General features: G+C 69.0%; 17 protein-coding genes. 5 read left to right on the plus strand and 12 right to left on the minus strand.

Annotation, left to right across the window (positions count from 1 at the left end; genetic code table 11):
* Positions 1–30 precede the first annotated feature (30 nt).
* Positions 31–783 carry a bifunctional 2-polyprenyl-6-hydroxyphenol methylase/3-demethylubiquinol 3-O-methyltransferase UbiG gene (gene ubiG / locus AB7M35_RS12970; RefSeq protein WP_453960331.1) on the plus strand — a complete coding sequence of 251 codons (753 nt, stop codon included), beginning with the start codon at positions 31–33 and terminating at the stop codon, positions 781–783.
* Positions 784–787: 4 nt separating this feature from the next.
* Here ubiG and AB7M35_RS12975 read toward each other — a convergent pair whose 3' ends face one another.
* Positions 788–2,968, minus strand: coding sequence for an FUSC family protein (locus AB7M35_RS12975; protein WP_453960332.1), 2,181 nt, complete (start codon positions 2,966–2,968; stop codon positions 788–790).
* Positions 2,969–2,996: 28 nt separating this feature from the next.
* The gene (locus tag AB7M35_RS12980) at positions 2,997–4,175 is read right to left on the minus strand and encodes a pyridoxal phosphate-dependent aminotransferase (RefSeq protein ID WP_453960333.1); all 1,179 of its coding nucleotides are present in this window, start codon (positions 4,173–4,175) and stop codon (positions 2,997–2,999) included.
* 136 nt (positions 4,176–4,311) lie between these two features.
* On the opposite strand from AB7M35_RS12980, the gene AB7M35_RS12985 reads away from it, so the two are divergent.
* On the plus strand, positions 4,312–5,169 hold the full coding sequence (locus AB7M35_RS12985; protein ID WP_453960334.1) for an isocitrate lyase/PEP mutase family protein: 858 nt from the start codon (positions 4,312–4,314) through the stop codon (positions 5,167–5,169).
* 30 nt (positions 5,170–5,199) lie between these two features.
* Here the strand turns inward: AB7M35_RS12985 and AB7M35_RS12990 are convergent, their stop codons facing one another.
* From AB7M35_RS12990 to AB7M35_RS13030, 9 genes are all read right to left on the minus strand, one after another.
* Positions 5,200–6,162, minus strand: a complete 963-nt coding sequence (locus tag AB7M35_RS12990) for a 2-hydroxyacid dehydrogenase (protein ID WP_453960335.1) — start codon at positions 6,160–6,162, stop codon at positions 5,200–5,202.
* A gap of 60 nt (positions 6,163–6,222) precedes the next feature.
* On the minus strand, positions 6,223–7,131 hold the full coding sequence (locus AB7M35_RS12995; protein WP_453960336.1) for a DMT family transporter: 909 nt from the start codon (positions 7,129–7,131) through the stop codon (positions 6,223–6,225).
* A 142-nt stretch (positions 7,132–7,273) separates the two neighbouring features.
* A complete protein-coding gene (locus AB7M35_RS13000; protein WP_453960337.1) occupies positions 7,274–7,765 on the minus strand; it encodes a MarR family winged helix-turn-helix transcriptional regulator in 492 nt (163 codons plus the stop codon).
* A gap of 175 nt (positions 7,766–7,940) precedes the next feature.
* Positions 7,941–8,540, minus strand: a complete 600-nt coding sequence (locus AB7M35_RS13005; RefSeq protein WP_453960338.1) for an NAD(P)H-dependent oxidoreductase — start codon at positions 8,538–8,540, stop codon at positions 7,941–7,943.
* Between the two features lie 28 nt (positions 8,541–8,568).
* Entirely contained in the window at positions 8,569–9,969 is a 1,401-nt protein-coding gene (locus AB7M35_RS13010; protein WP_453960339.1) for an FAD-binding oxidoreductase, read from the minus strand.
* 10 nt (positions 9,970–9,979) lie between these two features.
* Positions 9,980–11,284, minus strand: a complete 1,305-nt coding sequence (locus AB7M35_RS13015; RefSeq protein ID WP_453960340.1) for a cytosine deaminase — start codon at positions 11,282–11,284, stop codon at positions 9,980–9,982.
* Positions 11,285–11,288: 4 nt separating this feature from the next.
* Positions 11,289–12,113 (minus strand): ABC transporter permease, encoded by an 825-nt coding sequence (locus AB7M35_RS13020; protein ID WP_453960728.1) that lies wholly within the window; start codon positions 12,111–12,113, stop codon positions 11,289–11,291.
* 91 nt (positions 12,114–12,204) lie between these two features.
* Positions 12,205–13,014: an ABC transporter ATP-binding protein gene (locus AB7M35_RS13025; RefSeq protein WP_453960341.1), complete on the minus strand. Its 810-nt coding sequence runs from the start codon at positions 13,012–13,014 to the stop codon at positions 12,205–12,207.
* A gap of 28 nt (positions 13,015–13,042) precedes the next feature.
* On the minus strand, positions 13,043–14,062 hold the full coding sequence (locus tag AB7M35_RS13030; protein WP_453960342.1) for an ABC transporter substrate-binding protein: 1,020 nt from the start codon (positions 14,060–14,062) through the stop codon (positions 13,043–13,045).
* A gap of 384 nt (positions 14,063–14,446) precedes the next feature.
* Here AB7M35_RS13030 and AB7M35_RS13035 point away from each other — a divergent pair, with 384 nt between their 5' ends.
* Positions 14,447–14,839, plus strand: coding sequence for a RidA family protein (locus AB7M35_RS13035; protein WP_453960344.1), 393 nt, complete (start codon positions 14,447–14,449; stop codon positions 14,837–14,839).
* On the plus strand, positions 14,839–15,666 hold the full coding sequence (locus tag AB7M35_RS13040; RefSeq protein ID WP_453960345.1) for a creatininase family protein: 828 nt from the start codon (positions 14,839–14,841) through the stop codon (positions 15,664–15,666). Before AB7M35_RS13035 ends, AB7M35_RS13040 begins: the two co-directional genes overlap by 1 nt.
* Here AB7M35_RS13040 and AB7M35_RS13045 read toward each other — a convergent pair.
* Positions 15,652–17,418: an adenylate/guanylate cyclase domain-containing protein gene (locus AB7M35_RS13045; RefSeq protein WP_453960346.1), complete on the minus strand. Its 1,767-nt coding sequence runs from the start codon at positions 17,416–17,418 to the stop codon at positions 15,652–15,654. The genes AB7M35_RS13040 and AB7M35_RS13045 overlap by 15 nt on opposite strands.
* Before the next feature lie 229 nt (positions 17,419–17,647).
* Here AB7M35_RS13045 and argE point away from each other — a divergent pair, with 229 nt between their 5' ends.
* The gene (argE, locus tag AB7M35_RS13050; protein ID WP_453960347.1) at positions 17,648–18,796 is read left to right on the plus strand and encodes an acetylornithine deacetylase; all 1,149 of its coding nucleotides are present in this window, start codon (positions 17,648–17,650) and stop codon (positions 18,794–18,796) included.
* Positions 18,797–18,806: the final 10 nt, after the last annotated feature.

Genomic DNA, 18,806 nt, shown 5'->3' on the forward strand with positions numbered 1-18,806 from the left:
CAGCGACCGCGAGACAGACGGACGCAAGGAATGAAGGCCATGTCAACGGGCACGATCGATCAGGGGGAGGTCGACCGCTTTTCGGCGCTCGCCGCCGAATGGTGGAACCCGCGCGGCAAGTTCCGGCCCCTCCACAAGTTCAATCCGGTCCGCCTCGCCTACATCAAGGAGGTCGTCGCGCGCCATTTCGGCCGCGAGGTCGACGACGCGAAAGCCCTCTCCGGCCTGCGGCTGCTGGATATCGGCTGTGGCGGCGGGCTCCTCTCCGAGCCGATGGCCCGCCTCGGCGCCGACGTCGTCGGCGCGGATGCCGCGGAAACCAACATCGAGGTCGCGCGCATCCACGCCGAGCGCTCGGGCGTGACGGTCGACTACCGCGCGACCACCGCCGAGGCGCTGGCCGATGACGGCGAGACCTTCGACGTCGTTCTGGCGATGGAGATCGTCGAGCACGTCGCCGACGTGCCGCTGTTCGTGTCCGCCTGCGCGCGCATGGTGAAGCCGGGCGGCTTGCTGCTGCTCGCCACCATCAACCGCACGCCGAAGGCCTATGCCCTCGCCATCTTCGGCGCCGAGATCGTCCTGCGCTGGCTGCCCCGCGGCACCCACCAGTACGAGCGGCTGGTGAAGCCGACCGAGCTGGAGGCCGCCATCGACGGCACCGGCCTGTCGATCCTGGAAACGACCGGCGTGGTGTTCGACCCGCTGCGCGACCGCTGGGAGCGCTCGGCCGACATCGACGTCAACTACATGATGCTGAGCGCGCGGCCGTCGGCCGCGTGACGCGTCAGGTCCGCTCCCACGCCGCCTTGAACTCGGTCAGGGTCTGCCCGATCTTGCGGCCGTAGTAGAACCGCTCGACCAGCGCGAACACCTCGTCGGCCGGCATCGAGCCGTCCAGCGGCGCCACCTTGGCGAACCGCGACAGCAAATCGTCGAGCGCCGGCGGCGCCATCGACGCCTCCAGGATGGCGTCGAAGCCCTTCTCGACCTCGTGGTCGAGATCCGCCATCACCGCCCGTGCGTCGGCGCCCACCTCGATGCGCTGCGCCACGGCGGACGCCCGCTCGAACAGCCCCAGATAGCTGACCAGCGCCTCCATCAGGATAGTCACTTCGTTCAGCGCCGCGCCGCCGCCGCGGCCGAGCCACCGCTCCGCCTTGAGGGACGGCAGCTCCGCCCGGATGGTGCTCGCCTCCGCCTCCAGCGGCGCGGTGTGATCGACCCCGATCACCGGCCGCTCCGCCGCCATGCGGAACGCCGTGCGGCATCGCGAGAGAAAGGCCCGCACCTCCGTGCCGACACGGTCGCCGGCGAACGAGGGCGCCACCGTCCAGGCCACCGCCAGCGCCACACCGGCCCCAATCAGGGTCTCATAGGCCCGCGCCAGCATGACCGCGGGCCCCACGCCTTCCAGCATGTGCAGTCCGGTGACGACCGTGAAGCCGATCAGGGCGGCCGCCACCTCGTAGCGGACGTCGATCACCATGATCGCCGCCATCACGCACAGGAAGACCAGCGCGAGTTCGACCGCGGGCGCATGACCGATCAGCGGCGACAGCGCGATGGCCGCCAGCACGCCCACCGCGGTGCCACCGGCGCGGCGCAGCGTCCGGTTGACGGTCTCCCCCACCGTTCCGTTGAGGACCAGGGCGACGGTGAGCGTCGCCCAGTAGGCGTGCTCGAAGTGGAACGCATAGTTGAGCCCCGTCGTGATCGACGCCGCGACGACGCCCTGAATGAGCAGCCGCCGGCCCAGCGACGCGGCGCCATAGTTCCGCCCGGCCGCCGGCGGCGTGACCTCGGCGGGCGCGATGCTGGCCCCCGCCGTATCCAGCGACACCGCGACGCGGACCACGCCGGTCAGGAGCCGCATGAGCTGCAGCTTGTCTTCGGTTGCGAGCTGCGGGTCGGCGATCAGGTCGCCGCGCGCCGCCTCCAGGCCGTCCGAAAGCTCCTTCGCGTGGGCCGGCTCGCCATGCGCGACGCGGCTCACCAGATGCGACAGCGAAGAGAGGGCCTCGCGGATGCGCCCCTTCACGATTGGCGTCGCGAGGGCGGACTCGCCGATTTCGGCGAGCGCATCGGCGATCGATTCGCAGGCCAGCAGCAGCCGGTAGGCGGTGGCCACTTCCTGAGCGTGCCGGTCGGCAAGGTCGGGGGCCTCGGCGCCTGCAACCTCGTACGCGCCCGCCACGCTTCCCCAGCGCCGGCGCAGCGACCGGATCTCCGAGACCGGCCGCTCGCCGCGCCCGAGCGCGTCGGCGACGTCGGTGAGTCCCGCGGCGATTGCTACGAGGAAGTGCTGCTTCTGGAGCCGGAAGACGCGCACTGCGGAGGGGCGCCAGGTCGCGAACCGCACGAACAACCCGACCAACGCGCCGACGAGACCGGCCACCGGCAGCCAGACGCCCAGACCGCGCGTCGGATCGATCAGGACGGCGAACAGGCTGAGGATGATCAGCGCAACGCCGAGGCGGGTTCCGGCAGGTCCGTAGCGCCTTATGTACAGCCCGCCGCCGATGACCACGATCCAGAGGAGATGGAGCGGCACCGCGCCATATCCCCACGAGCCGGGGGCGGCCAGCCCGATCACCAGCAGGTAGCCGATGCCGACGAGCGCGATCTGAAGCGACGCCCTGAACTCCGCCCGCCGCGAGGCGGGTGGGACGAGCAGCACGATGTGGGACGCCACCACCGAGGCGACCGCCGCGGTCGTGAAGGTGAGCTTCGGCGGGGAAAACATGTCGGCATAGGCCGGCAGATTTGTGCGCACCCAGTCGCCGAACAGCCTGTCGGCGAACGGCACGCCGTGGGTCGCCAGCAGCATGCCGGCGCCGATCCCCAGCGCCAGTGCCGCGACCAGATGAAGGCCGCGCGCCAGGCGCACCCCGCCCGGGTCGAACGCGACGAGCCGCTCCACGAGACCAGATACGCGCCCGATGCCGCGCGCCGCGTCCGCCGTCATCTTCCTTGCTCGCCGGTCCGGGATGGCTTCACGGGGTTTCGGTCTCGAGGAAATGGGCGATCCGCCGCAGCGCCTCCTCGATCTCGGCTTCCGAGGCGGCATAGGAAAGCCGCATGTAGCCCTCGCCGAGAATGCCGAAATCGGGACCGCCGATCAGCGCCACCCCTGCCGTCTCCAGAAGGCGGCTGGCCAGCGGCTTGGCCTTGAAGCCGGTCTCCTTGATGGAGGGAAACGCATAGAACGCGCCGTTCGGGGTCCGGCAGGAGATGCCGGGCAGGCGGTTGAGCCCGTCGACCACCAGCGTCCGGCGCCGGTCGAACGCCGCGACCATCTCGTCGACCGCGTCCTGGGGGCCGGTCAGCGCGGCGATCCCCGCGTACTGGGTCGCCGCGTTGACGCACGACCACGCGTTCACGGCGAGCTTGCGCGCCGGGTTGATCAGGCTTTCCGGCCAAAGGGCGTAGCCCAGGCGCCAGCCGGTCATCGCGTAGGTCTTCGACCAGCCGTCGAGGAGGATGAGCCGGTCGGCGATCTCGGGATAGGACAGCAGCGAGACGTGCTCGGTCCCGCCATAGAGGATGCGGCCGTAGATCTCGTCGGAGAGGATCGCGACGTCGGGATAGTCGGCAAGGCCCGCCACGAGGGCGTCGATCTCGGCCCGCGGAGTCACCCCGCCGGTGGGGTTCGCCGGCGAGTTGAGGATCACCAGCCGCGTCTGCGGCGTCATCAGCGACAGCGTCTCGGCGGCGGAGAACGCGAAGTCGTTTTCCTCGCGGATCGGAATCGGCACCGGACGCGCGCCGGTGAACTCGATCATCGACCGATAGATGGGAAAGCCCGGGTCCGGATAGAGGATGTCGGCGCCGGGTTCGCCCATCATCAGGATCGCCATGAACATGGTGACCTTGCCGCCGGGCACAACGACGATCCGGTCGACGGCGGGCTCGATCCCGGTGCGCGCCAGGAGATCGGCGGCAACGGCCTCGCGCAGCGGCAGGATGCCGGTGGCCGGGGTATAGCCGTGGTGACCATCGCGCAGCGCCTTGACGGCGGCCTCGACGATGTGGGGCGGGGTTTTGAAGTCCGGCTGGCCGATGCCGAGATTGATGATCGACTTGCCCTCGCTGGCGAGTTGCGTTGCGCGGGCAAGCACCGCGAAGGCGTTCTCCTCGCCAATGCGGTCAAACGCTGCGATCGGTGTCGGCATCGACGTCTCTCCCAATTATGCGCTGGTCCGCCGATCCCTCGAAAGGCCTTGCGGCACCGACCGGTCGAAGGCAGCGTCAATCGGCCCTCCTCCCTGGATGGGCCCAAGGATCGTCAATAGCCGAGGGACCCCCGCGATGGAATTCGAGAATGACAAGGCCCGCCGCTTTCAGGCCCTGCACGCAGGCAACGACCTGTTCGTCATGGCGAACGCCTGGGACCTCGGTTCGCTGCGCATGTTCGAGGCGATCGGCTTTCCCGCGCTTGCAACCACCAGCGCCGGCTTCGCCTACAGCCTTGGACGGTCCGACGGGACCGGGTCCATCGTCCGCGACGAGGCGCTGGCGCACGTCGCGGAGTTCGCCGGTGCCACCTCGCTGCCGATCTCGGCCGACATGGAAGCGGGCTACGGCAAGGACCCCGACGCCGTCGCCGACACCATCCGCCGGGTGATCGCCACCGGGGCGGCGGGATGCTCGATCGAGGATGCGACCTACGATGAGGAGGACCCGCTCTATTCCATCGAGAAGGCGGCCGATCGGGTCGCGGCCGCGCGGGCAGCCATAGACGCGTCCGGCGCGCCGTTCGTGCTGACGGCGCGGGCAGAGTGCTTCCTGATGGGGACGCCGGATCCCCTCGCCGACTCCATCCGCAGGCTGCAGGCCTACCAGGAGGCCGGGGCCGACTGCCTCTACGCGCCCGGCCTCACCACCCGCGACGAGATCGCCGCGGTGGTCGGGGCGGTCGATCGCCCGGTGAACGTGCTTGCCGGGCTCGGACCCGAACCGCTCTCCATCCAGGCCCTCGCGGACCTGGGCGTGCGGCGCGTCAGCCTCGGCTCGGGGCTCGCGCAGTTCGCCTATGCCATGGCCATTGACGCGGCCCGCGAGATCCTCGAGGACGGCTCCTTCGGCTTCCTGAAGGAGACGAACGGCGTCGGTCGGATCAACCGCTTCTTCGCGACGGGCGAGCTGCCGCCGCGTCCGGGCCGGTGAGGATAGCGATCCGTTGCCAGGGCGGCCGCGTCAGGCGGCGCCCATCTCGGCGATCGGCGACAGGCCGCGGCCGGTGCTGAACCAGGCCTCGAGGTTGTCGAACATGACCTGCCCCATGGCGGTCCGGGTCGGGACCGAGCCCGACGCGAGGTGCGGCAGCAGCACGACGTCCTCGCGGGCGATCAGGCCCGGATGCACGCGGGGCTCCTCCTCATAGACGTCGAGGCCGGCGCCGGCGATCGTGCCCGCTTCCAGCGCAGCCACCAGCGCCGCCTCGTCGACCGCCGTGCCCCGCCCGATGTTGATCAGGTACCCCTTCGGTCCGAGCTTCTCGAGCACGGCGGCATCGACGATGTGGCGCGTCTCCGCGCCGCCCGGCGTCGCGACGAGCAGAATGTCGGAGGCCTCCGCGAGCGCCGCGGGGCTGTCGAAGTAGGCGTGGGCAACCCCGTCCTGACGGGTGCGCCCGTGATAGGCGATCTTCAGGCCGAAGGCTTCCGCGCGACGGGCCACCGCGTGGCCGATGCGCCCGAAGCCGAGGATGCCGAGGGTGCCGCCCACGAGGCTGCCGGGGCTGATCGGCATCGGCCCGTTCGCTTCCCACTTGCCGGCGCGCAGGTAGGCGTCGCCCGCGGCGAGCCGGCGGACCGTCATCACGATCAGCGCCATCGCCACGTCGGCGACTTCCTGGGTGAGCGCGTCCGGGGCGTTTGTGACGAGGATGTTGCGCGCCAGCGCAGCCGGAACGTCGACGCCCTCGTAGCCGGCGCCCGCGACCGCGATCACCTCGAGCGTGCCGAGCCGGTCCATCAGCGCGGCATCGACGACGCCGGTCGGGAACATGCCGATCCCGCGCGCCGTCCCGACCGCCTGCTCGATCACGGCCCCCGGGTCCCGCGCGCCCGGCAGCCACAGGACATCGAAGCGCTCTTCCAGCTTCGCGACGATGGTGGGAAGCATCGGGGTCATCATCAGAACGGTCGGTTTGGCCAAGTCAGCCTCCAGGCAGGGGGTCGGACGGGACGATGCGCCGGCGGGCGCGGGACTGCGATATCACAGCGGCTTGTGCACGCCACCCCTGCGCCGGTGCTCGCGGTGCAGGATGTAGAGGCCGGAGCAGACGATGATCGACGTTCCGGCCACGGTCCACACCCCGGGCACCTCGTTGAAGATGAGATAGCCCGAGATGCTCATCCAGACGATCTGGGTGTAGATGAACGGCGCCAGCGTCGAAGCCGGGGCGATCCGGTGGGCCCGGATCAGCAGGTAGTGGCCGAAGCCGCCGAACGCCCCGGTCAGCAGGATCAGCGGCACGAGCCAGACATCCGACGGCATCACCGCGACCGGAAGCGCCACCGGCGCGAGGCCGATCGTGCCCACGAAGCCGGAATAGAAGATCATGGTCTCGGAGCTTTCGGTCGCCCCGAGCAGGCGCGTCATCAGGATATAGCAGGCGTTGGACACCATCGCGCAGAGCGACAGCATGACGCCGATGCTGATGTCCTGGAACCCGGGCCGGGTGATGACCAGGACGCCGATGAAGCCCACCGACACGGCCGACCACCGGCGCACGCCCACCTTTTCGCCCAGCACGGGACCGGCCAGCGCCGTCACCAGCAGCGGCGTGGCGAACATGATGGCCACCGCCTCCGTCAGCTGCAGATACTGAAGCGCCCCGAAGTTCAGCGCGGTGGTCGAGAACATGAACGCGCCGCGCAGGATCTGCAGCAGCGGACGGCGCGTCTTGAGATGGAACGGCCGCGACCACAGCCGCAGCAGCAGGACGACGAAGATCGTGTGGGTGACGAAGCGCAGCCAGGCGACCTCGACCGCCGGCATGTACTGGCCGAGATATTTTGCCGTGGTGTCGAGAGCGGCGAACAGGGCCGCCGTAGCTGTCATCAGGACGATGCCGCGCAGCGTGTCGCGAGACGAGAGGTCCGACAGGGACGGGGTCGACATGGAACGCTTTCGCCTTGCACGATCGCGGCCGATCCGAAGGCGTCAGATGCCGCGCAGCGAGCCTATCCGCAGGCGCGTGCTTTCCAAAGCGCTGTCGACGCAGACGAAGCATGTGGGCTGTGCATGGAGACGGGCGGGAGCCTCAGACGGTGGCAGGCTCTTCGAGGTCGTCCGGCTCTTCGTCCAGGCTGTCGACGAACCCACCGGCCGCCGCCAGGTTCTTCTCGATCGTCCGCAGCAGCTTGCGCAGCCGCTTGCGGTCCTTGTCGTCGAGGCCGGCGAGCGCCTCCTTCTCCAGGCGCTTCCAGGCCTTGTCCACGTCGGAGATCCGCGCACGGCCCTCGTCGGTGAGGAAGACGCGGGACAGGCGGCCGTCGCTTGCCGAGCTCTGGCGCTCCACGAGCCCGTGGCTCGCCAGCCGGCTAATCATCTTGGTGACGGTGGGAGGCTGAACGCCGAGGACCGTGGCGAGCTCGCTCATGGTCTGGCCGTCGGTCTCCGACAGCGCCTTCAGCAGGAATTCCTGTCCCGGATGCAGGCCGATGCGGCTCAAATGGCCACCGGATCGCGCACGTTGGGCTTTCGCAGCCTGCGCGAGTCGAAACGTCGCGGTCTTTCGGTAGCTGAATGACATCGTGTTTTGTCTCTACCAAACCGGGATGACGGCTCCATGACTATTCTGAGCCTGGCAACGAATCACTGAAACGGTAGTCGACCGCGGATGGCCGGGCAACGTACCCCGACGCGGTGGGCGGTCGGCGCGATCATCTTTAGCGCGAAGACAACCGAAGGCTGCACGCGCGACATGGTCAGGAGCCTCCCCGCATGCCGCGGGCGAGCCCGCTCACCCGCTCCAGGAACCTGGTCCGCCGGTCGAGCGACACCGTGTCCATCCGGTAGAGCGCGAGGTAGCGCCGCCGGCACCCCGGCGCGCACAGGCTGCCGATGCCGCGCAGGATCGTCCGGCGGCCGGGTTCGCCGACGAACTTCGAGGTCAGCCAGGTCGCGCCGCAGGTGGTCACCACCGCGATCTCCACGATGTTGCGCAACTGGCCGGCGGGCCGCTCGGTCTCGGTCGGCATCGAAAACGTCGCATGCGGCACGAACACCCGGTCGAGCCAGCCTTTAAGGATCGCCGGCAGGCCGAACCACCAGGTCGGATAGACGAACACCAGCGCATCGCACCATCTGAGCCGCTCGAGCTCGCCCGCCACCGGCGCCTCGTTCTCGCCGGGCGTGTGGTAGGTCTCCCGCTCCGCCGGACCCATCACGGGGTCGAACCCCTCCGCGTAGAGATCGGCGACGCGCACCTCGTGTCCGGCGTCGGCGAGCCCCCCGACGAGCCGGTCGCGCACGGCGGCGTTGAAGCTCCCGTCGCAGGGGTGGGCGTAGACGACGAGGACCTTCATGATCCGCCGGCCCGAAGACGGGTCGTCCTCATCGCGAAAGGCCCGGAAACAGGTAGGTCTGCCGGCCCTGGAGATCGAAATCCGGATCCTCCCAGGCGATCATCTTGCCGGGATTGAGGAGGCCCTTCGGATCCGCTTCCTTCTTGAAGGCGAGCTGGGCGCTGTCCGACTGCTTCATCCCGCCTTCCTCCAGGGTGTAGCGATGCGGATTGAAGACCGGACAGCCCATGTCCTCGTGGACCTTCACGATCGCGTCCAGACGCTCCTCGGTGGTGAAGCGGACGAGCGCCAGCCCGAAGCAGGTGATCACCCCGTCGAAGCGCACGAACTCCAGGTGCGTGACCACCTCGTCGCCGAAGGCATCGGCGATCGCGGCCACCTTCGAGAGATGGTTCGGATAGGGATAGAGCGACTGGAGATAGGTGATCGCCGGATCGACGCGCAGCGCCCGCAGCGTGGTGTGGTTCCAGGTCAGCTCGTACACCGGCGGCAACTGCTCCCGGTCGGCGGCGCTCGCGCGGTCGGAGCGGTAGAGCACGCTCCCGCGCGACCGGCCCACCAGTGCCATCAGCGAATCAACGGCGAACGGGGCCACCATCAGCAGGACGACGGACTGGCCGCGCCCGATGAAGCGCTGGTGGCGCAGGAAATAGTCGTGACCCGCCGGGGCAGCCACGACCCCAACCTCCTTGGTGAGCAGCCCGTCGCTGCGGGCGACGAGGTCGGCGAAGATGGCTGCCGGCATCAGGGCATCGAAGCCGACGATCACGTCGACCCAGTCGTACGCCGCGGCAAGCGGCATCTCGACCTCGGTGATCACGCCGTTGGTGCCGTAGGCGTGGCTGACCTTGTGGATGTCCTCCCCGCTGAGGCTGAGCTTGCGCGGTTCGGCCTCCATCGTCATCACGTCGAGGCGGACAACGTTGCCAAGATCGCGCAGGCCGCCCCACTGCACCGATCCGACGCCACCTGACCCGCCCGCCACGAACCCGCCGATCGAAGCCGTACGGTAGGTCGAGGGATGCATCCGGAGCTCCTGCCCGGCCGTAGCCTTCGTGGCGCGGTCGATGTCGGCCAGGATGGCGCCCGGCCCGGTGGTCACCGTTCCGGACCCGACGGCGCGCACATCGGCCATCTCGGCGAGGTTGAGGACGAGGCCGCCGGCAAGCGGCATCGCCTGGCCGTAGTTGCCGGTGCCGGCGCCGCGCACCGTCACCGGCACGTCGTGGCGATGGCAAGCGGCGAGGATCCGGGCGACGTCGGCGTCGGTTCTGGGGGTGGCGACGAGATCGCCGGAGACGTGATCGAGCTGGCGCTTGAGGACCGGCGAATACCAGAAGAAATCGCGGCTCTTCTGCTTCACCAGCGAGGGGTTGCGCTCGATGGACACGCCAGCGAGGTCCGCAACGAGGCTTTCGAGATCAGCCATCCGCACTCTCCTAGAGGTCGTCCAGCTCCCGATAGTCGGGCACGACGCGGTCGAGCACCACCCCGTCGCGCAGCACGATCCTGTCGTCCTGGCTGCGGGCGAGCAGTTCGCTGAAGGAGCGCGCCCGGAACAGCACCAGATCCGCCGGCGCACCGACCTCGAGACGCCCCCTCGTCTCGTCGCCCATCATCGCCGCCGGGACCCGTGTCACGGCCGCCGGCCAGTCGGCGAACGGATGATCCAGGTGCAGGATCCGGGTCGCCGCCCGGAAGACTTCGACCATGTCGAGATCGCCGTAGGCGTAGAATGGGTCCCGGGTGTTGTCGCTTGCAATTGCGACGGGAATATTTCGGGCTCGCATCTCGTGAACGAGCGTCACGCCGCGCAGGCGGGGCGTGCGGCCGGGGACCCTGTCCTGGAGGTAGAGATTGCACAGCGGCAGGGTGACGACCGCAAGGCCGGCGCGGGCGACGAGGTCCAGCGACCGTCCCGCGTCGGCGTCCGGTTGGGCGGACAGCGAACACGCATGGCCAACCGTCACCCGCCCGGCGAAGCCGGTCGCGAGGCACGTCTCCGCGATGCGCCGCAACCCGTCGGCCGAAGGATCGGTCGTCTCGTCGCAGTGAAAATCGAGATCGAGCCCGTAGCGCGCCGCCACATCGAACAGCCGCGACAGCCGTCCATCCAGATCCGGCATCGGATAGGTGACCGCCCCCAGGATGCCACCGTGGTCGGCGACGTGACGCACGTAGTCGTCGAGGGCGGCGCCCTCCGGCAGATCGTCGATGGCCATCAGCGCGACGGCCTGAAGCTCGATCCGGCCCCGCCAGGCATCCCGCATTTCAGCGAACACCGGCCACGAAATATGATGCTGCGGCGGCTTGGAATCCAGGTGGGTGCGGATCATCCGCGTGCCGTGGGCCTCGGCGCAGCGGAGCGAAAAATCCATCCGCCGGCGGACGTCCAAGGCCGTCCAGTTGGCCGTCCGGTCAACCTCGCAGGCCTCCAGCGCCGCCTCGAAGCGACCGTCGGGGTTGGGTGCGCGCGCCCAGATGTGGCCCTTGTCGAGATGGGTGTGGACGTCGGCGAAGGCCGGAAAGACGAAGCCGTCGTCGAGATCGGATACCCCGGCGGGGGCATCGATGCCGGCCGGCTCGATGGAGGCGATCCTGCCGTCGGCGATGGCGAGGTCCACCCGGACGACGTCGGTTCCTTCGGCCGCCGGCCCGAGTGCCGGGCAGAGCGCAGCGGGGACGCTGGCGCGCACGAGGCGCCTTGGCCGGTCGCCGGGTCGCAGTCCCGGGCTCCACGCCATCGCGTCAGCTCTCCCGCCGGATCGCACTCTCGTGCCACTTGCGCAGCACCAGGTGGGACACGAAGCTGAGCACCAGATAGATCGCGATGCCGACCGCCGAGATGAGGATCAGGGCGGCGAACATCCGCGCCGTGTTGAGGCGGTAGCCCGCCTCGATGATGCGGAACGCCAGCCCCGACCCGAAGCCCGCGGTGCCGGCCACGAACTCCGCCACCACCGCGCCGATCAGCGCCAGCCCGCCGGCAATGCGGAGCCCTCCGAGGAAGTAGGGCATCGCGGCCGGCAGCTGCAGATGGCGCAGCGTCTGCCAGCGGTTTGCCCCGTAGAGGCTGAACAGCGCATGCAGGTTGCGGTCCGCCGAGTTCAGCCCAAGCGTCGTGTTCGACAGGATCGGGAAGAAGGCGACGATCCACGCGCAGATCAGCAGCTTCGCGGTGGTGTTGTCGACATAGATGTTGATGAGCGGGAACACCGCGACGATGGGTGTCACCTGCAGCACCACGGCGATCGGAAACAGGGAATACTCGACCAGCCGCGACTGCGAAAACAGGATGGCGAGGCCCACCGCGCCGACCGTCGCGACCCCCAGCGCCAGAAGCGTGATCGCCAGCGTGTTGAGGAGCGCGTCGGAGAGGATCGGCCAGTCGTCGACCAGCGATTGGAAGACCCTGCCCGGACCCGGCAGGATGTAGGGCGGGATCTGGTTCACCACGACGACCAGGTGCCACGCCCCGACGAGCAGCACCACCACGCAGATCGGCAGAAGCCAGCGCGCTGCCCGGTCCATCGACGAGGCGCGGGGCGGGCCCGCGTCGCCGGTCTGCTCCATCGACCGCCACGCCTGGGCGGGTTCGTCGATGGGGTCCGATTCGATCGCGGGCTCCGACACCGTACTCACCACCGCTCCGCCTTCCCGTGCCTCACGCCGCGTATCCCTCGCCCATGGCGGCGTGCAGCGCGTCGGACGTTTCCCGGCAGGAGCGCGCATAGGCTTCCGTCGTGCGGAAGGACTCGCGCCGGGGATAGGGCTCGTCGACCGCCAGCGTCCGGATGATGCGGCCGGGCCGCGCCGCCATGACCGCGATGCGCGTCGAGAGGAACACCGATTCGAAGACCGAGTGCGTGACGAACACCACGGTGAACCCGAGTCGGCCCCACAGCTCCAGAAGGTCGTTGTTCAGCCGGAAGCGGGTGATTTCGTCCAGCGCCGCGAAGGGTTCGTCGAGCAACAGCAGCCGCGGTTCGGTGACGAGCGCGCGGGCGATGGAGACCCGCATCTTCATGCCGCCCGAGAGCTCGCGCGGATAGGCCTCGGCGAAACCGGCCAGCCCCACCCCCTCCAGCGCCGCCATCACCCGGTCGCGCGCGGCGCGCCGCGACACGCCCTTCAGCCGCAACGGCAGCCAGACGTTGGTGAACGCCGATGCCCACGGCATCAGGGTCGGCTCCTGAAACACGAACCCGACGTCCCGGTCCGCCTGCTTTCCGCCCGGCCGCGCGATCGTGCCCGCGGTGGGGTCGATCAGGCCGGCGATCAGGCGAAGCACGGTCGACTTTCCGCAGCCCGACGGTCCGAGAAGGCTGAGGAACTCGCCTTCTGCCACCGTCAGATCGAGACTGGAGACCGCGGTCGTCCCGCTTGGAAAGCGCTTGGTGACACCGCTCAGGACGACGGCCGGCGCCACGTCGGCGACGGCTCCCGTCCGGCCTTTTTCCGCGGCCTCCACCATGGCCCTCCTCGCGTTGCCGCCTACCGGCCTACTTGCTGCCGGTCAGCTGCTTCTTCAGATCGAGCCCGAGGCCCTTGTTGACGAATTCGAGCGTGTAGGCCTTGGAGATGTCGATGTCCGCCGGCAGCACGCCCGCGTCGACCATCTTGCCGTAGAAGCTCTTGAACCGTGCGTCCGTCATGGCCCCGATGCCCAGCTCCAGCGCGTCGCCAGAATCGACGATGCCGTATTCCCTGAGCTTTTCACGCGAGAACGCGAGCTGCTCCTCGGTCATGTCCGGGTTCGCCGCCATGATCACCGCGTCGGCGGCGGACGGATCCCCGTAGAGATAGGTGTACCAGCCGAGCGCCGAGCCGTCGACGAAGCAGGCCACCGCCTCCGGCATCTCGTCGATCGTCTTCTGCATCACCTCCACCGTGGTGGCGTAGGTATCGAACCCGTAATCGGCGATGAGGAAGATGTTCGGCTTGAAGCCGCCCTGGGTCTCGATGGCATAGGGCTCGGAGGTCACGTAACCCTGCTGCCCAACGCGCGGATCGGCGATGAACGGGGCGGCATTGAAGGTGTACGGCTTCCGCTGATCAGCCTTGAATCCGTAGGCCGGGATCATCCACTGGAAGAACGACTGGAAGCCTTCGTCCCCCAGAAGCAGGTCGATCTCCTTCAGGCTCTCCCAGGTGTCGAGACCCTGGTCCGGATGGGTCATGATGACCTGCGGCTCCTTCTGGAAGTGCGCGGCCACCACCTTCAGCGGGATGTTCTGCTCCACCGCCGAGAAGGCCTGGATCAGGTTTCCGCCCATGTGGAACTGGATTTTGCCGGCAAGCAGCAGTGCCCGGTTGTTCACCTGCGGGCCGCCCGACACGATCTCCACGTCCAGACCGCACTTCTCGTACGTCCCGTCGGCAACGGCCTGGTAGTAGCCCCCGTGCTCGGCCTCCGGCAGCCAGTTGGTGCCGAACCTGACCTTTTCGAGGGCCGCCGCGGGGCCCGCCAGCAGGGTCGCCGCCGCCAGTGCGCAGGCAAGAGAAGGGATCGCACGTGTCATCGCTGGTTCGTCCTCACGTTGTCTCGATCCACCCGCGCCGGAGGTGATCGCTGTCGATGGATCCGGAGCAGGCGGTCCCGCGCTCCGCCCGATTTCGACTGGCCGTCAACCGTCCCGGGACGCGATGGCCTCCCAGAGGCGACGGCTCGATACGGTCAATCACCGACGTGCAACGTGCATGCCAGAGAGCACGAATGACCGGATGGAAACGCCGCGAGCCCCACGACCGGAAGAATAGAACGCCGACCCCGCGGGGCAAGCCGTCGGATGCGCCGGCGCAAAAGTCGACGAAGCCGCCCGAACAATCCGCGTTGCGCGCCCGTTTCAGCCGCGACGCAGGTGCGATAGCCTGCATGCCGTGATCGATCGAGGAGCGCCCTAGCCGTGCTGACGAGCCACACCCCCGACACCATCCGCCCCCCGTTCGCGCAGTACGTCCACGGCGTCGAGATCCCGGCGGGCTTTCGCCTGCTGGTCTGCTCGGGACAGCTTGGGGTGACACCCGAGGACACCATTCCGGACGATGCCGAGGCACAAGCCGACCAGTGCTTCGCCAACATCCGGGAAATCCTGCGGTCGGCGGACATGTCGGCCGACGACGTGGTGCGTCTCAACGCGTTCGTCACCGACCGTGCCCATCTCGCCGCCTACATGCGCGCCCGCGACCGCTTCATCGGTGCCCGCGCCCCGGCGTCCACCCTGATGATCGTCGCCGGGTTCACCGTCCCGGAGCTGAAAGTGGAAGTCGAGGCACTGGCGGCGGGAAAGGCCCGCTGATGGCTCCGATCCGCCTCCCCGCGCGCCGCTGGGCGGACATGACCACAACGATGTTCGCCGAGGCAGACACGTCGGGCTGGATCGCCATCCTTCCCGTCGCCGCGATCGAACAGCACGGCCCCCACCTTCCGGTCGCGACCGACACGGCCATCGTCACGGGCGTCGTCGAGCGGGTGATCGCCAGCCTGCCCGACGACCTCCCGGCAACCGTGCTGCCGGTGCAGGCCATCGGCAAATCCAACGAGCACATCGCCTCGCCGGGCACGCTCACGCTCTCCTGGGACACGGTGATCCGGGCCTGGATCGAGATCGGCGAAAGCGTGCGCCGGGCCGGCGTGCGCAAGCTCCTCATCCTCAACGCCCACGGCGGCAACGTTCCGCTCATCGACGTGGTGACCCGCGAACTTAGGGTTCGCTGCGGCATGCTGGCGGTGCACTCGGGCTGGTTCCGCTTTCCCGCCCCCGAGGGCACCTTCGACCCGCACGAAGCGACCTACGGGATCCACGGCAACGATCTGGAGACCTCGGCGATGCTGCACCTGGCACCGGAGCTGGTGCGGATGGAGCGGGCGGAAGACTTCCGCTCCGCCCAGCTGGACTTCATCGAGGAGTTCGACCACCTGCGCGGCCACGGCCCCCACGCCTTCGGCTGGGTCGCCCAGGACCTCCATCCGTCCGGGGCCACCGGCAACGCCGCTGCGGCGACCGCGGAGAAGGGCCGGACGGCCATCGATCACGCGGCGAGAGGCATCGTCGAACTCCTCGCCGACATGCACCGTTTCGACCTCGGCCGTCTCGCCGAGATGCCGGGCCTATCCCGCTCTTGACGCCCTGCGCCAGCTGAGCCGGCCCCGCCGCCGCGGACTTTTCACGCTTGCCTGGGAAAACACCGTCGGATCGTCGATCGCGTAGACGGTCAGGGGCTCGCTGCGTCCGCGCACGGTGATCTCGCAGGCACGGGTCTCGCTGAGGTCGACCCCCGAGGCTCTGGCCACCGCATCGGAGAAGACCAGCGTCGCGCCAAGTTCCTTGGTGGCCGTTTCCAGCCGGCTCGCCGTGTTGACCGTGTCGCCCAGCGCCGTCAGTCCGTCGGTGCGCTTGTCGCTGGCGACGCCAACCCGTCCAAGGATCGCCGGCCCCGCGTGGACGCCGATGCCGATCCGCATCGGCTCGCGAAGCTGCTCGGCGAAGGTCCGGTTCAGGTCGGCCAGCCCGCTTACCATGTCGCCGGCGGCCGCAAGCGCCATCGCGCTGCCCGCCTCGACGCCATCGGACATGCCGAAGATGGCCATCACGGCATCGCCGATGAACTTGTCGACATAGCCGCCGTTGCGGGTGACCGCGCCGCTCATCACCCCGAGATATTCGTTGAGCAGGTAGACGACGTCGTAGGGCAGCCGCTGTTCGGAGAACGTCGTGAAGCCGCGGATGTCGACGAACAGGATCGCCACCTCCTGGTCCCGCCCCCAGCGGTAGGATTCGGCGGCCAGATCGATGGGCTCGGCATCGCTGATGGGAAACAGCGGACGCACCTCGAGGTCCGCCGCCGGACGGATCTGGCAGGCGAGCCGGAGATCCGGCCCGGCGCCGATCCGGTTGAGGACGCGCGTCTCCGTGGTGCCGGGCAGCTCCAGGCTTTCCGCGCCGGACAGGATGCGCGTCCGGCAGGTCGAGCAGCGGCCACGGCCACCGCACACCGAGGCATGGGGAATGTTCGCCAGCCGGCTGATCTCCAGCAGCGTCGGCCCGGGCAGCGACCGGACGACCCGCCCGCCCGGATAGGTGACGCGGAAGCCGCGGCCGCGGTTCAGCAGCGTGGCGAGGATCGGGATCACCAGGAGGGCGGCAAGCGCGGCGATTGCGTAGCCCAGCCGCGCCCCGTTGATGATGCCGTCGGACCACACCGCCGCCTCGGAGGTCAGGTTGCTGTGGCGGCCGCCCGTGAGCTCCAGGCGCCGTGCCGCTTCGATCCAACCCCAGGTGGCGAACAGCGGCACCCCCATCGCGCCCATCAGCAGCCAGGGCGCCACCGCCCGGTACCAGCCCTTCAGGCGCAGCCAGAAATGAATGCCGATGCAGCCGTGCACCCACACGAGCAGGACCAGCGTGGTCTGGAAGGTGACGAGGCCCGGCCACAGCAGCGTCAGCATGTGGACGTAGTCGTCCTGGATGCCGAACACTTCGTAGAGCACGCGCGAGCCGACGACGTGGTTGATCAGCCAGAACGGGATCAGCAGCCCGAGCACCATCTGGACGGCTTCCCAGACCGGCATGCGGATGGTGCGCCGGCGTGCCACCCGCACCAGCGCCAGCGAGACGTGGACGGCGAGGGCGCCATAGAGAAGCAGCGTCCCCGGAACGGATCGCCAGATGGCGGTCCGGTAGGGTTCGACGGCAATCATCCAGTCGATCGAGACGACGCCAAGCGCGTGGTTGAGGAGGTGCATCAGCACGTAGACGAACAGCGTCAGGCCGCTGGCAAGGCGCAGGCGCTGGGTCAGCCGTCCGCCGCTCGGCGGCCCGCGCCGGGCGGGCGAGACGGCGATCGGCGCGACATCGTTGGCGGCGCGACCGGTCATGCGCGGCCGGGACACGGCATCGGAGTCCGCAAACAGGTCTGATCGATCATATGTCCCCATCCGATCGGCCGGATCGTCGAAGGCCGGCCGCACCCGTCGCAGCTCGCCGACGACCACTCTAGCGTATTGTGTCGCAGGTGGCGCTCGCGTCTTGTCCGGCGCACCGTCGACGCCCCATAGTCGGCGGCTCGAGCCGCGCACCGGCTCCGATGAAGGATAAGGGGAGACCATGCCGACACCGAAGGACATGCTCGCGCGGCTCGTCGGGTTCGCCACCGTATCGCGCCACAGCAACCTTCAGCTCGTCGGCTTCGTGCAGGAGCACCTCGCCGCGCACGGCATCGCGTCTTCGCTGGTCCACGACGCCACCGGCGAGAAGGCGAACCTCTACGCGACCATCGGTCCCGATGTCCCCGGCGGCGTGGTGCTGTCGGGACATACCGACGTGGTCCCGGTCGAAGGGCAGTCCTGGTCGTCCGACCCGTTCACGATGACCGAGCGCGACGGGCTGCTCTATGGGCGCGGCACCGCCGACATGAAGGCGTTCTCGGCGATTGCGCTCGCGCTGGTGCCCGAGATGGTGGCCGCGAACCTGAAGCGGCCGATCCATCTGGCGCTCTCCTATGACGAGGAGGTCGGCTGCCTCGGCGCGCCGTCGATGATCGCGGAAATGGCCGGCCGCATCGCTCCGCCGTCCGCCGTGATCGTCGGCGAGCCCACCGACATGAAGGTCGTGACCGGCCAGAAGACCACCTTCTCCTTCTTCACCAGGGTGACGGGCAAGTCGGTCCATTCCAGCCAGGTGAACCGGGGCGTGTCCGCCGTCGTGGTCGGATGCCGCCTGGTGGCGTACCTGGACGACATGCTGCGCGCGAACATGGCCAATCCCGTCCCCGGCAGCCCGTTCGATCCGCCCTACACCACGGTCCATACCGGCACGATCCACGGCGGAACCGCCCACAACATCGTGGCCCGCGACTGTTCCTTCGTCACCGACATCCGCGCGTTGCCCGACGACGATCCCCTGGCCTATCTGGAGCGCTACCGCGCCTACATCGCCGCAGAGATCGAGCCGGCCATGAAGGCTGTCGACGCGGATACGGGAGTCGAGGTGGCCATCCGTGCCCACGTGCCGGGACTGGTACCGGACGCCGACAATTCGGCCGAGGCGCTCTGCCGCCGCCTGACCGGCGACAACGGCACACATTCGGTGTCCTACGGCACGGAAGCGGGCCAGTTCCGCGAACCCGGCTGGCCGGTGGTGATCTGCGGACCCGGATCGATCGACCAGGCGCACCAGGCGGACGAGTACATCTCCGTCTCCCAGCTCGACGCCGGAACGGCCTTCATCCGGCGGCTGATCGCCGACCTTTCCTGAACCGGCCGAT

The sequence above is a fragment of the Amorphus suaedae genome (assembly GCF_053629675.1).